The sequence below is a fragment of the Haloarcula marina genome, assembly GCF_024218775.1.
Lineage (GTDB): Archaea > Halobacteriota > Halobacteria > Halobacteriales > Haloarculaceae > Haloarcula > Haloarcula marina.
In genome coordinates, this window is record NZ_CP100404.1 from 2754557 (window position 1) to 2767696 (window position 13140).

At 68.1% G+C, this 13140-nt stretch carries 15 protein-coding genes; 8 read left to right on the forward strand and 7 right to left on the reverse strand.

Annotated elements, in window-relative coordinates; all coding sequences use genetic code 11:
* Nucleotides 1-34 precede the first annotated feature (34 nt).
* From nadC to nadA, 3 genes are read right to left on the reverse strand one after another with little or no spacing between them, the layout of a single operon-like run.
* Nucleotides 35-850, reverse strand: coding sequence for a carboxylating nicotinate-nucleotide diphosphorylase (gene nadC / locus NJQ44_RS14495; protein ID WP_254272065.1), 816 nt, complete (start codon nt 848-850; stop codon nt 35-37).
* Nucleotides 850-2376: an L-aspartate oxidase gene (locus NJQ44_RS14500; RefSeq protein ID WP_254272066.1), complete on the reverse strand. Its 1527-nt coding sequence runs from the start codon at nt 2374-2376 to the stop codon at nt 850-852. Before NJQ44_RS14500 ends, nadC begins: the two co-directional genes overlap by 1 nt.
* Nucleotides 2377-2378: 2 nt before the next feature.
* Nucleotides 2379-3500: a quinolinate synthase NadA gene (gene nadA, locus NJQ44_RS14505; protein ID WP_254272067.1), complete on the reverse strand. Its 1122-nt coding sequence runs from the start codon at nt 3498-3500 to the stop codon at nt 2379-2381.
* Nucleotides 3501-3745: 245 nt separating this feature from the next.
* On the opposite strand from nadA, the gene NJQ44_RS14510 reads away from it, so the two are divergent.
* Entirely contained in the window at nt 3746-5395 is a 1650-nt protein-coding gene (locus NJQ44_RS14510) for an alkaline phosphatase D family protein (protein WP_254272068.1), read from the forward strand.
* A 47-nt stretch (nt 5396-5442) separates the two neighbouring features.
* Nucleotides 5443-6660, forward strand: coding sequence for a hydroxymethylglutaryl-CoA reductase (NADPH) (hmgA, locus tag NJQ44_RS14515; protein WP_254272069.1), 1218 nt, complete (start codon nt 5443-5445; stop codon nt 6658-6660).
* Between the two features lies 1 nt (nt 6661).
* Here hmgA and NJQ44_RS14520 read toward each other — a convergent pair whose 3' ends face one another.
* Both NJQ44_RS14520 and NJQ44_RS14525 read right to left on the reverse strand, forming a co-directional pair.
* Nucleotides 6662-7015, reverse strand: coding sequence for a hypothetical protein (locus tag NJQ44_RS14520; RefSeq protein ID WP_254272070.1), 354 nt, complete (start codon nt 7013-7015; stop codon nt 6662-6664).
* Nucleotides 7012-7536, reverse strand: a complete 525-nt coding sequence (locus NJQ44_RS14525; RefSeq protein WP_254272071.1) for a DUF5817 domain-containing protein — start codon at nt 7534-7536, stop codon at nt 7012-7014. Before NJQ44_RS14525 ends, NJQ44_RS14520 begins: the two co-directional genes overlap by 4 nt.
* A gap of 91 nt (nt 7537-7627) precedes the next feature.
* Between NJQ44_RS14525 and NJQ44_RS14530 the strand changes: the two genes are divergently transcribed.
* From NJQ44_RS14530 to NJQ44_RS14535, 3 genes are all read left to right on the forward strand, one after another.
* Nucleotides 7628-7966 carry a cupin domain-containing protein gene (locus NJQ44_RS14530; RefSeq protein WP_254272072.1) on the forward strand — a complete coding sequence of 113 codons (339 nt, stop codon included), beginning with the start codon at nt 7628-7630 and terminating at the stop codon, nt 7964-7966.
* 38 nt (nt 7967-8004) lie between these two features.
* Nucleotides 8005-8127 (forward strand): hypothetical protein, encoded by a 123-nt coding sequence (locus NJQ44_RS19495; RefSeq protein WP_256557174.1) that lies wholly within the window; start codon nt 8005-8007, stop codon nt 8125-8127.
* A gap of 78 nt (nt 8128-8205) precedes the next feature.
* The gene (locus NJQ44_RS14535; RefSeq protein ID WP_254272073.1) at nt 8206-9009 is read left to right on the forward strand and encodes a hypothetical protein; all 804 of its coding nucleotides are present in this window, start codon (nt 8206-8208) and stop codon (nt 9007-9009) included.
* Nucleotides 9010-9176: 167 nt separating this feature from the next.
* On the opposite strand, the gene icd is transcribed toward NJQ44_RS14535, so the two are convergent.
* Entirely contained in the window at nt 9177-10439 is a 1263-nt protein-coding gene (gene icd / locus NJQ44_RS14540) for an isocitrate dehydrogenase (NADP(+)) (protein WP_254272074.1), read from the reverse strand.
* Nucleotides 10440-10574: 135 nt separating this feature from the next.
* On the opposite strand from icd, the gene NJQ44_RS14545 reads away from it, so the two are divergent.
* The 3 genes from NJQ44_RS14545 to map are packed head-to-tail and all read left to right on the forward strand — an operon-like array spanning nt 10575 to nt 12716.
* Nucleotides 10575-11426, forward strand: coding sequence for an isoaspartyl peptidase/L-asparaginase (locus tag NJQ44_RS14545; RefSeq protein ID WP_254272075.1), 852 nt, complete (start codon nt 10575-10577; stop codon nt 11424-11426).
* 33 nt (nt 11427-11459) lie between these two features.
* Nucleotides 11460-11774, forward strand: a complete 315-nt coding sequence (locus NJQ44_RS14550; RefSeq protein WP_254272076.1) for a hypothetical protein — start codon at nt 11460-11462, stop codon at nt 11772-11774.
* Between the two features lie 45 nt (nt 11775-11819).
* On the forward strand, nt 11820-12716 hold the full coding sequence (map, locus tag NJQ44_RS14555; protein ID WP_254272077.1) for a type II methionyl aminopeptidase: 897 nt from the start codon (nt 11820-11822) through the stop codon (nt 12714-12716).
* A 93-nt stretch (nt 12717-12809) separates the two neighbouring features.
* Here the strand turns inward: map and NJQ44_RS14560 are convergent, their stop codons facing one another.
* The gene (locus tag NJQ44_RS14560) at nt 12810-13007 is read right to left on the reverse strand and encodes a DUF7835 family putative zinc beta-ribbon protein (RefSeq protein ID WP_254272078.1); all 198 of its coding nucleotides are present in this window, start codon (nt 13005-13007) and stop codon (nt 12810-12812) included.
* Between the last annotated feature and the right edge of the window lie 133 nt (nt 13008-13140).

The window sequence follows — 13140 nt, forward strand, 5'->3', positions numbered from 1 at the left end:
TCTCGTGGGTCACTCCGACGGAAAAACGTCCCGCCTATCCGGTCCGGAAGGAGAGGTCCAGCGTCGGCGCGGAGTGGGTCAGCGCCCCCATGGAAATCACGTCGACGCCCGTCGCGGCGTAGTCGGGCACGTCGGCGACGGTGATGCCGCCGCTGGCCTCGGTGAGTGTCTCGCCGTCCGTCGCCGCCACGAGGTCGACGGCACGTTCGGTTTCAGCGACGCTCATGTTGTCCAGCAGGACGATGTCCGCCCCGGCCTCGGCGGCCCGCGGCGCGTCCGCGGGCGTCTCGACTTCCACGTCGAGTTGCGTGGCGAACGACGCGCGCTCGCGGAAGTGCTCGATAGCGCCCGCCAGTCCCATCTCGGCGACGTGGTTGTCCTTGACCATCACCATGTGCGAGAGGTCCAGTCGGTGGGTGTCGCCGCCGCCCGCAACGACGGCGCGCTTCTCCACGCCGCGCAGGCCGGGCGTCGTCTTGCGGGTCGCCGCGATACGCACCGCGTCGTCGACGGTTCGGGCCGCGTCGACGGCCGCCCGCGTCTCCGTGGCGATGCCCGACGCGTGGCCGACGACGTTGACCGCGACCCGCTCTCCGCGCAGGACCTCGCGGGCCGGTCCCGCGACCCGGAGGACCACATCTCCGGCGTCGATTCGGTCGCCGTCGTCTGTTTCGAGGGTCACATCGCAATCCAGATACTCGAAGACGGCACTGGCGGCGTCGAGGCCAGCGACCACGCCGGACTCCTTGGCCACGAGTCGACCCTCGGTGTCGCCGGGGACCTGATTCGTCACGTCGTGGTGGCCCACGTCCTCGCGGAGCCATCGTTCCACGTCGGCGTTCGTAATCATCAGTCCGCCGTTGGCGTCTCCGCGTCGGCCACGAGGTTGTGCGTGCCGACGCTCTCGGTGTTCTCGGTGGCGTGGCGGGCGATCAGTAGCGCCGTGACGCTCGCGTTCCGGAGTTCGTACAGCGAGCGCGAGGTCCGGGTCCGGACGTAGGCGTCGACTTCGCCTTTCAGGCGGCGGAGGAGCGCGAGCGACCGGTTCAGGTCCGCGGGCGTCCGTTCGACGCCGACTTGCTCGTCCATCACGCGACGGAGACGGTGGAACTTCTCGCGGGCGAAGCGGTCCGGGAGGTCCGGGTCCCGGGTCAGCAGGTCCGGGGCCTCGATTGGGTCGGCGTCGTTCCCGGCGGCGTCCGCGCCGGCGCGAAGGCCCCAGACGAGGCCTTCGAGCAGGGACGTGGAGGCGAGTCGGTTCGCGCCGTGGACGCCGGTGCGGGAACACTCGCCGACGGCGTACAACCTATCGAGCGTCGTCCGGCCCCGGTCGTCGACGGCGACGCCGCCACAGAGGAAGTGTTCGGCGGGCGCGACCGGAATCCCCTCGTCGTAGTCGACCCCGTGTTCCGCACAGCGGTCGGCGAGGCCGGGGAACTCGTCGGCGAAGTCCACTGGCGACACGTCCAGACGGACCTCGCCGGTGGCTTCGCGTTCGGCCGTCACGGCCCGGGCGACCACGTCGCGCGGAGCGAGTTCGGCGTCCGCGTGGTAGTCGGGCATGAACCGCTCGCCGTCGCCGTTGCGCAGGAGGCCGCCCTCGCCGCGGACCGCCTCGCTGACGAGGAAGGCCACGTCGGCGTCCGCGCCGGTGGTGCTGTCTGCGTCGTCGACGACGCAGGCGGTCGGGTGGAACTGCACGTACTCCATGTCCCGAACGTCTGCCCCCGCTAGCGCGGCCATCGCGATACCGTCGCCGGTAGCGTTGTCGGGGTTCGTCGTCCGCGGGTAGAGTTCGCCGATACCGCCGGTGGCGAGGACGACGCTGCCCGCGAAGTGCGGGCGCACGTCGTCGTCGGATTCGAGCATCGCGCCGTGGACGCGGCCCTCGTGGCGAATTAGTTCCAGCGCGGCGGTGTCGTCGATAATCTCGACGCCGTCGTGGGCATCCAGATAGTTCAGGAACGGGACGTGGATGTGCTTGCCCGTCGCCGCGTCGACGTGGAGGATGCGGTCCTCGCTGTGGGCGGCCTCTCTGGTGTAGTCCGGGCCGTCATCGCCGCTGTCAAATTCGACTGCCAGCGTCTCGAACAGCACGTCTTGGACGGCGTCGTTCGCGTTCTCGACCAACACGTCGACGGCGTCGGCGTCGGCGGTGTCGTCGCTGGCCGCGACGATGTCGTCTTTGAACTGTTCGGGGTCGTCCCGGGAGACGGCGATACCGCCCTGCGCCCACCACGAGGACGCGCCTTCGGGGCGGGTGGCTTTGGTGACGAGCGTCACGTCGTCGCCCTGCCGTGTCGCGCCGAGCGCCGCCGCCAACCCGGCGAGGCCGGACCCGACGACGAGTACGTCGGAGGTGTCGTGGTCGGTCATACTCAGATGTCCAGCATCCGGTCGAGCGCGACCTGTGCGAGTTCCTTCTCTTCGGGCGCGACTTCGATGACGTTGCGTTCGCGCCCCGCGACCAGTTCCTCCAAGACCCACGTCAGGTAGTTGGGGTCGATTTGGCGCATGGCGTTGCAATCCATGCAGGCGTCGCCACAGAGCGGAATTACGTTCACCTCGGGGTGCCACCGCTGGAGGTGGTTGGTGAGGTGAATCTCGGTCCCGATGGCCCACGTCTCGCCGGGGTCGGCGTCCGCGACTGTCTCGCAGATGGTCGCCGTCGACCCGACCACGTCGGCCGCTTCGACGACTTCGCGACGGCACTCGGGGTGGACGATGACGTTCGCGTCGGGGTCGTCGGCCCGAATCTGTTCGATGTGGTCCTCGCGGAACCGCTCGTGGACCTGACAGTACCCCTCCCAGAGGACGATGTCGTTCTCGACGGCCGCGGCGGCGTCGGTTCCCTCGGGGTCCCACGGGTCCCACTGGACCGTCTCGTCGGCCATATCCAGTCGGTGTGCGGTGTTCTCGCCGAGGTGTTTGTCGGGCAGGAACAGCACTTTGTCACCCTTCTCGAAGGCGTACTCGAAGGCTTTGTGCGCGTTCGAGGACGTACAGACCAAGCCGCCCTGTTCGGCGCAGAACGCCTTCAGGTCGGCGTAACTGTTCATGTACGTGATGGGGATGATGGTCTCGTCCGTCGCGGCCGTGAGTTCGGCCCACGCAGCGTCGACTTGCAGGGCCTCGGCCATCCCCGCCATCGGACACGAGGCTTCCATCGACGGCAATATCACGCTCTGGTCGTCGTCCGTGATGATGTCGGCGGATTCGGCCATGAACGTCACGCCGCCGAAGATTACGTAGTCGGCGTCGCTCTCGGCCGCTTCGACGGACAGTTGGTAGGAGTCGCCGATGAAATCCGCGTGCTCGACGATTTCCCGGCGCTGGTAGTTGTGGCCGAGGATGACCACGTCGTCGCCCAGTTCGTCGAGCGCGGCCTCGATGCGCTCGGTCCGTTCGTCCGCCTCTAACTCCCGGTACGCGGGGGGTAGCTGTTCGAGGTTGTCGTATTTGAAGAGACTGAGGTCGGTTTCGAACTCAGCTGTTTCCATTTTTGGCACGGTTGACCAGCCTATGAGTATCACACCGTTCGGACGGCGGTATTGAAAACATTTTGCCTTCAATGATGCGGCCTGGGGAGAATTGGGAGACAGACACACCGATTGGTGATTTTCGGTACTGTCGAGGCCACATGTGTGAAAATGTCTAGCCAACCATTGCGGATAAGGTCCGCTTATCCGTTCCGGGCCGTCGCTATCGCTCTCGTAACTTTGTGTATCTCGTGCTTTCTGGGCGTATGACCGACCACTCCGAGGTCGACACCGGTCGGCGACGGGTGCTCGCGGGCGCACTCGCCGCGGCGCTCCCCGCTGGCGTCGCCCGCGCGGAAACCGTCGAGACGTTGCCCACGGCGGGGCAGACGGCGGACGGGGACGCCTCCGCGGCGGTGTTCCCGCAGGGCGTCGCCAGCGGCGGACCGTCGACGGACGGGGCCGTCCTCTGGACCCGCCTCTCTCCGGACGCCTACCGCGAGGGGGCGCAACTGCGCGTGACCGTCGCCCGCGACGAGGCGCTAAACGACGCCGTCGGGTCGTGGCGCGTCCCGACCGACCGCCTCACCGAGCAGGACTACACGATGAAAGTCGCCCTCGACGGCGAACTGTCGGCCGACCGAACCTACTACTACCGCTTCGAGTACGACGGCGCGGCCAGTCCGGTCGGGCGCACGCAGACGCTCCCCGCCGCCGACGCGAGTCCGGACCGCGTCGCGTTCGCCCTCATGACCTGTCAGGACTACCGGAACGGCTACTACGGCGCGTATGACCACGTCGCGCGGGAAGACGTGGACTTCATCGTCCACCTGGGTGACTTCATCTACGAACACGGGGGCAACAGCCAGTACGCCGGGCGCTCGCTCTCGTTGCCGAACGGCAAGAACGTCGTCATGGGCGTCGAGGACTTCCGCTATCTGCACCGCACGTACCGAAGCGACCGGTTCCTCCGAACGGCGCTCGCGGCTCACCCCGTCCTCCAGACGTGGGACGACCACGAGATAGTGAACAACCGCTACTGGGACTACGAGGAGTCCCGCCCCTACGCGGGCGACGGGGACCATCCGCGCAACGCCGACGCCGAGTTCATGACGCGACTGTTCGCGGAGGGCATCCGGGCGTGGTGGGAGTACACGCCGACGCGGGTCCCCTACGACCCCGACGCCGACTCCCTGCTGGAGCAACTCGAACTGTGGCGCTCGCTCCGCTTCGGTGACCTCGTGGAACTGTTCCTCACGGACGAGCGACTGTTCCGGAGTTCCCCGGCCGACGGCGCGCAGTTCGGCGCGCGCATCGGCGAGGCGGGCGACGAGATAACCGAGACGATGCTCGGCGAGCGCCAGCGAGGGTGGTTCACCGAGCGGTTGGCGAGCACCGACGCGACGTGGTCGGCGTGGGCGAACGAGGTGTTGGCGATGGAGTTCGACCTCGACTTGGCCGGGGTGTCGCTGCTCAACGCCGACGCGTGGGACGCCTTCCCCGCCGAACGCGACCGAATCCTGCGGAGCGCGGCGTCCGGCGACGGGACGCTCGTCGCGCTGACCGGCGACATGCACACCGCGCTGGCGGGCTACATCGAGGGGGAAGACGACCGCTACGGTGTGGAGTTCATGACGCCAGCCGTCACGAGTCAGAACCTCCGGGAACTGCTGGGTATCCCCGACGAACGCGGTATCCGGGAACTCGTCGAGTCGTACGTCCAGCAGTACAACCCCCACGTCGACTTCTTCAACAGCCACGACTGGGGGTACGCCACCGTCGAGTTCACGCCGGAGGACTGCACGTACAGCGCCTACGGTGTGGACAAAGCGACCGATTCGGCCGACGCGAACCGCCGTCTCTTGGCTCGCTATCGCTGTCCGGCCGGGCGCTACGACCTCCAGCGCCTGCGGTGACCGTCCGCAAGAGCAACTGTTAGGGGGGCGGCCCGCTACCGCCCTGTATGACCGACACCGACGCCGAGACGCTCGCCGAGCGAGTCCGCGACGGCGAGTTGCGCCTCTACGAACTCGAAGACCACGCCGACGCCGAGACGGCCGCCGCCGCCCGCCGCCGCCTCCTCGCCGCGGAGACGGGCGCGGACCTCTCGACGGTCGGCGAGTACGCCTTCGACGCCGCCGACGCAGACAGCAACATCGAGAACATGGTCGGGGCCGCCCAGATTCCGATGGGCGTTGTCGGCCCCCTCCCGATAGACGGCGGGGCCGCCGACGGCGAGCACTACCTCCCGCTGGCGACGACGGAGGGCGCGCTGTTGGCCTCGGTCAACCGCGGCGTCTCCACCATCCGCACGGCCGGTGGCGCGACGGCCCGCGTCCTCAAGTCCGGGATGACCCGCGCGCCCGTGTTTCGGGTCGAAGACGTGGCCGCCGCCGGGGAAGTGTCCTCGTGGGTCCGCGAGAATGTCGACCGACTGGCCGAGGCCGCCGAGTCCACGACCAGCCACGGCGAACTGCAGGACGTGACGCCCTACGTCGTCGGCGACAGCGTCTTCCTGCGCTTTTCCTACGACACGAAAGACGCGATGGGGATGAACATGGCGACCATCGCCACCGAAGCGGCCTGCGACGTTATCGAGGACGAGACCCCAGCGGACCTCGTCGCCCTGTCGGGGAACCTCTGTTCGGACAAGAAACCCGCGGCCATCAACGCCATCGAGGGACGGGGCCGGACCGTCTCCGCCGACGTGCTCGTCCCGCACGAACAGGTCGAAGAACGGCTGAACACCACCAGCGACGCTATCGTCGAGGCCAACACCCGCAAGAACCTCGTCGGGTCCGCGAAGGCCGGTGCGCTCGGCTTCAACGCCCACGCCGCCAACGTCGTCGCCGCCGCGTTCCTCGCACTCGGGCAGGACGCCGCGCAGGTCGTCGAGGGGAGCAACACCATCACGACCGTCGACGACCGCGAGGACGGTCTGTACGCCTCGGTCACCATCGCGTCGCTGGAAGTCGGCACGGTCGGCGGCGGGACGAGTCTGCCGACCCAGTCGGAAGCGCTCGACGTACTGGGGTACGGCGGCGGCGGCGACCCCGCCGGGAGCAACGCCGATGCCCTCGCCGAAGTCATCGCGGCCGGGACGCTCGCGGGCGAACTCTCGCTGCTCGCGGCGCTGTCCTCGCGGCACCTCTCCTCGGCCCACGCCGAACTCGGGCGCTAACTCAGCGGTCGCGGGCGAGCGTCACCAGCAGGCCGATACCGGCCACGAGGACGACGACGCCAGCCACCAGCAAATCGCCGACACCGAGCAACGGTCCCAACACCAGCAACACCCACGCGACGGCGAACACGCCGTGTGCGATGGCGAACAGGCGGTGGCCGCGCCGGGCGAAGACGACCGTTCCGAGACTGAATCCCGCGGTGAGGACGACGGCCGAGAGGGCGACGACGCTCACCGCGCCGCCGCCGACGGCCACGGGGTCCACGACGGGCGCGAGTAGGAACAGCAGACCGGCGAGGCCGACCAATACGCCGACGGCCATCGGCCCGAGTTCGAACTCAGGGGTGACCGTCATAGCAGGCGGTACGTGCCCCGCGACTCGGTGGCCTCGCCCGCCCGGACGAGTTTCGCGAGCGTCTTCTCGGCGTAGTCGGCGGGGACGCCGCGCTCCGCGGCGTAGGAAACCACCTCGTCTTGGGTCGGCGAGTCGAGTTCCCGGAGCGCGGTCAGCACCGTCTCTTTCCGACTCGAACCGCTCGTCGCGCCCCGTTCGGCCCGGTCGCCCGCGGCCGCGACGGCGTCGCTGTCGATACCCGACGCTTCGAGGTACGTCTCGTCGTCGACGCCCGACTCCTCGATTTGCCGATCCATCTCGGCGAACGAGTCCAGTTCCGCGAAGTCCTCGCCGTGGCCCTGTCGGTTCGCCAGCATCGAGGCCCGCACTTCGCGGGCGTGGGCCTCGTCGTCCGTCTCGACGAACTTCCGCCGTTTCGCGTGTTTCCGACGCTGTCCACAGCGGGGACACTGCGTCGTCTCGGGCCGACCGGAGACGACCCAGAGGGCGCTACACTCGCTGCACCCGACCACCGCGTACATGGGCGTTCGTTGGTCCCGTTCGGGGTTGAACGTTCGGATTGCCGCGCATCTCGACCCCGGGATTTACGCTCCCCTGCCGCTATCCGTCCCCATGGAAGAAGTCCCGCAGGCCGCGAGCGAGACGGTCGAAGTCGTCGACGGCGTCTACCTCACCCAACTGGCCGCTGGCGAGGCGATGAGCGTCCAGCACTTCCACATCGACCCCGGAGCGGCCGTCCCCGAACACAGCCACCCCCACGAACAGGTCGGCTTCGTGGTCAAGGGAACGCTCACCTTCCGCGTCGGCGGGGAGACGTTCGTCGTCGGCCCGGGCGACTCCTACGTCATCCCCGGCGGCGAAACCCACAGCGCCGAGAACCGCCGGGACGACCCGGTCACCGGTATCGACGTGTTCAGCCCGCCTCGGACCGACCCCGACTGGCTGGACTGACACAAGACACTTTCTTCCGCCCGCCGGACCACCCGGATGTGCCCGAGTCACGCGCGCTCGCCGTGGCCGTCGCGCTCCTGTTGGTGACCGCCGGGTGTCAGGACCTCACCACGGGCGGCGCCGACACGCCGGAGACGGCCGCGGTCGGCGAGAGCGGATAGGCGGCGTCCTCCCGGCGCTCGGCGCGTCCGGGACGGGTGCGCGATAGGTGTTTGTGTCTCGGGACCGTTGTCCGGACGATGCGGCTCCGACTCGCCGTCCTCGCCTGTACGCTCGTTCTCGCGGGCTGTGGCGGGTTCACGACGGCCGACGAGGCGGCGACGGTGACGCCCGCGCCAGTTCCGACAGACGGCATCCAGTTCCCCCCGGGAGTCACCGCCGACGGCGTCGTCCCCTCCGCGCTGGCGAGCGCCCACGCCGGGTCGCTCGCGACGACTGACTACACCATCACGACCCAGCAGGTCGTCCGCGAGACGGACGACGACGAGGTGGTCCGACAGACCACGCACACGCGCTGGGTTGCCGCGAACGCCTCCCACTACCGCGGTCAGTACCGGCAGAACGCGAGCCAGTATCGCGCCGGGTGGTCGACCACGGCCGTCGATTACTGGTCGAACGGCACTATCGTCGCCACCCGCTACGAGAACCGTCGCGGCGAGGTGACACTCCTGCGGTGGGCCGCCGAGAACGACGAACTGCTGACCGACCTCGCCGACGAACAGCGCCTCGAAGGCGAACTCGCCGCCGCCGAGTATCGAGTCGTCCGGCGCAACGCCGACGGCGACGTGGTCGTCGCGGGGGCGCGACTGCGGGACCCAGAACGGCTGGTCACGCCGCTGTTCGTCCGCGACATCGAGAACCTCAGCGTCCGGATGCACGTCCGCTACGACGGGACCGTCGTCGCCCGCCGCCTCACCTACGACGCGGTGTTGAGCAGTCGCTCGGTCCGAATCGTCCGCGAGACCCGAATCACCGAGATGGGCGAGACGACGGTCGAGCGGCCGTCGTGGGTCGCGAACACGACGATGTCGCGGCGCGAGTAGCCGTCATTCGCGGGATGAAAGATGGAGAAATCGGTCGCCGTCGGGGCGTCGTTTACGCGAGTTTGTCGATGTTCTGGCGGCGCAGCCGCCAGAGTCAGAGAAGGTGGCCTGAGCCAGCTTCTCGAGATCCCCGAAAATCGTCTATTTTCGGATGCTCAAAAACTCGGTTATGCGAGTTTTTCGATGTTCTCGACGACCTTGTCGGCGAACTCGCTGGTGGCGAGTTTGTTGCCGCCCTCGATCTGGCGTTCGAGGTCGTAGGTCACGTCGCCATCGGAGATGGTCTTCTCGACGGCGTCGCGGACGAGCATACCGGCGTCCTTCCAGCCCATGTATTCGAGCATGAGGCGGCCGGAGAGAATCATCGCGGTCGGGTTGACCTTGTCTTCACCGGCGTACTTCGGGGCGGAGCCGTGGACCGGTTCCGCGAGACAGCGAGCCTCACCGAAGTTCGCCCCGGGGGCGATGCCGAGACCACCGATTTGCGCACCGGCGGCGTCGGACATGTAGTCGCCGTTGAGGTTCATCGTCGCGATGACGTCGTACTCGTCGGTGCGGGTCAGCAGCTGCTGGAGCATGTTGTCCGCGATGCGGTCGTTGACGACCAGCGTGTCCTCGGGAGCCTCGCCGTCGTACTCGTCCCACAGCTGGTCCTCGGTGATGACCGAGTCGTCGTACTCCTCGTCGGCGACTTCGTAGCCCCAGTCGCGGAAGGCGCCCTCGGTGAACTTCATGATGTTGCCCTTGTGGACGAGGGTGACGGAGTCGCGGTCGTTCTCGATGGCGTAGTCGATGGCCTCGCGGACGAGTCGCTTGGTCCCGAACTCCGTAATCGGCTTGACGCCGATGCCGACGGGGCCGTCGTGGATGGTGCTGTCGAAGCCCATCTCTTCCTCGACGAACTCCTTGACTTCCTCGACTTCGTCAGTACCGGCTTCCCACTCGATACCGGCGTAGACGTCTTCGGTGTTCTCCCGGAAGGTGACCATGTCCATCTTCTCGGGTTCCGAGACGGGGGAGGGAACGCCCTCCAGGTGGTAGGTCGGACGGACGTTGGCGTAGAGGTCGAGCGTCTTGCGGAGCGCGACGTTCAGCGAGCGGAAGCCAGCGCCGACGGGCGTCGTGAGCGGGCCCTTGATGGCGACGTTGAACTCCTTGATGGCCTCGACGGTGTCGTCGGGCAGGTTCTCGTCGTACTTGTCGCGGGCGGACTGACCGGCGTAGACGCGCATCCACGCGATGTCGCGGCCGGTGGCGTTCGCGGCGGCTTCCAGCACTTTCTGGGCGGCGGGGCCGACGTCCTTACCGATACCGTCACCGTGGATGATGGGGATGATGGGTTTCTCGGGGACGTCGAGTGCGTTGTCGTCAGTGACCTGAATCTTCTGTCCCTCTTCGGGGACCTCCACTTGCTCGTAATCGTAGCCCATACGCGGGCATCGATATTCGCGCCTAAAGGAGTGCCGTTTTCCCGTAGACATGGTAGCGCAACCCACAGGACAGCGAGGCGATATTATCGGCGCGAGGCGGCGACATACTTTATCGGTGGCGGCCGGAGGTGGAGTATGCACGTCGTCGTTCACGGTGGAGCGGGGAGTCCGCCCGAGGAACCGGCCGAGAGACAGTCGACGCTCGCGGCGGCCGCCAGCAGCGGGGGCGAGGCGGAGTCGCCTCTCGACGCGGTTCGGGCGGCCATTCGGCCTCTCGAACGCGACCCGGCGTTCAACGCGGGGGTCGGCGGGGCCGTCCAGAGCGACGGCGTCGTCCGCACCGAAGCGGGCCTGCTGACCGACGACGGGACGACCGGTGCGGCCTGCGGCCTGACCGGCGTCGCCCACGCCGTCGACGCCGCCGCGACAGTCGCCACGCAGACGCCACACGTCCTGCTCGCGGGGGACCCAGCAGTCGAACTCGCGGCCGCCAACGGCGTCGACACGGACGAGCAACTGCTGACCGAGCGCACCCGCGGCCGTTACGCGGACGCCGACCCGCCCGACGGTAACGTCGCGGACCACCTCGCGTGGGTGCGCGACCACTTCGCGGGGACGGACACCGTCGGGGCCGTCGCCACGGACGGGGACCGACTCGTGGCGGCCACCTCGACGGCGGGCCGGTGGTTCGCGCTCGCGGGACGCGTCGGGGACGTGCCCCAACTCGGTGCGGGCTTTTTCGCCGACGAGCGCGGTGGCGCGAGTGTCACCGGGGAAGGCGAGGCCATCGCCCGCTTCGGCCTCGCGCGACGCGCGGTCGAACTCCTCTCGACGTTCGGCCCGCGGCAGGCCGCCGAGGAAGCGCTCGCCGAGTTCGCGGACGAGACGGGCGGCCGTGCTGGCCTCGTCGTCCTGGACCACGCGGGCCACGTCGGGACCGAGTACAACACCGACGCGATGCAGACGGCCCGGACGCCGCGTGAGTGAGTGTTTATATCGCTGGCCGCCGCATCGCGGTGCATGAACGCCTTCCTCCTCGCCCTCGCTGTCGGGTTCGCCGCCGTCGCGGCAGTCGTCGCCGGCGTCGACGCCGCTCGGCGCGGGCGGTCGTGGCTCCCCGCGACAGTCGCCGTCGGCGGCACGACAGTCGCCGCATCGCTCGTCGCTCTCAGTGCCGAGAGCGCCCTATTGAGCGGATACGCGACACTGACCGGCGGCCCCGTCGTCGTGGCGAGTCCGCGCGAACTCCTCGCGGTGCTCGTCGGCTGCCTGCTGCTCGTCGCCCTCGCGGTGCTCTCCGGATACAGCGTCGTCACCCGATACCGGGCAGTCTAGCCCACAACGACAAACGCTTTCACCGACAGCGCCCAACGCCGGGGCATGAGCGACGTGGACTTCGAGTCCGAGCAGTACGAGAAGTGCCGCGAGGCCGGTGAAATCCTCGCACAGGTACGCGACGAGGCCGCAGAGCGAGTCGAAGTGGGGGCGTCCCACCTCGAAGTCGCCGAGTGGGCCGAGGGGAAGATTCGGGAACTGGGCGGCGAACCCGCCTTCCCGGTCAACATCTCCATCGACGAGGAGGCCGCCCACGCGACGCCCGAACGGGACGACGACAGCACCTTCGGCGAGGAGATGGTCAACCTCGACATCGGCGTCCACGTCGACGGGTGGCTTGCCGACACCGCCGTCACCGTCGACCTCTCGGGCCACGACGAACTCGCGGCGGCCTCCGAGGAAGCGCTCGACGCCGCCCTCGACGTCGCCGGGCCGGGCGTCGACGTGGGCGAAATCGGCGCGGCCGTCGAGGAGGTCATCGAGGGCTACGGCTTCAACCCCGTCGTCAACCTCACGGGCCACGGACTGGGCCACTGGGAGCAACACACCGCGCCGAACATCCCGAACCGCGAAGTCTCGCAGGGCGCAGAACTCTCGCCGGGACAGGTCGTCGCCATCGAACCGTTCGCCACCGACGGCCGCGGGAAGGTCAAGGAGGGGGCCGACGAGGAGATTTTCGCGCTCGAACGACAGGGTTCGATTCGCGACCGGAACGCCCGGCAGGTCCTCGAACAAATCGTCGACGAGTACAAGACGCTCCCGTTCGCCGCCCGGTGGCTGGACTCGCCGCGGGCGAAGATGGCGCTGCGCCGCCTCAAACAGCAGAACATGGTCCACGGCTACCCGGTCCTCAAAGAGGAAGACGGGAAGTACGTGAGTCAGAAGGAACACACCGTCATCGTCACCGAAGACGGCGTCGAAGTGACGACGCGGTCACGGTAGACTGGGCCGAAAATCGCCGTCGGCGAACGGCAGGTCGTCGGCGAGGGCCGAACGGAGGGGGACTTTTTCGGGGGTCGTTCGCCGGGGGACGGCTTAGGCGTTGTTCATCCTGGTACTCGTCGTCTCGCCGCACACCTGACACTCGCTGACCCGATAGGGTTCGCGGGAGAACTCCGCGTTCTCGGGTTTGCTGCTCTCGGTCTGTATTTCGAGACGGATATCGTGGGGCGTCTCTCGTTCACAGACGACACAGGACTCGGTCATATCGACGCCGTCGTTCGTGGTTGCCATCCCTATCGAACCATTCCCTGAGATGGGGATAAAGCGGGCCGACCGTTGGGGTCAGTTCACCACCGTTTAACCTGTCACCCGCCGGGTCCGGGGATTTCCGCCGAACGGCCGGGAACCGGGTTCCCGACGGTTA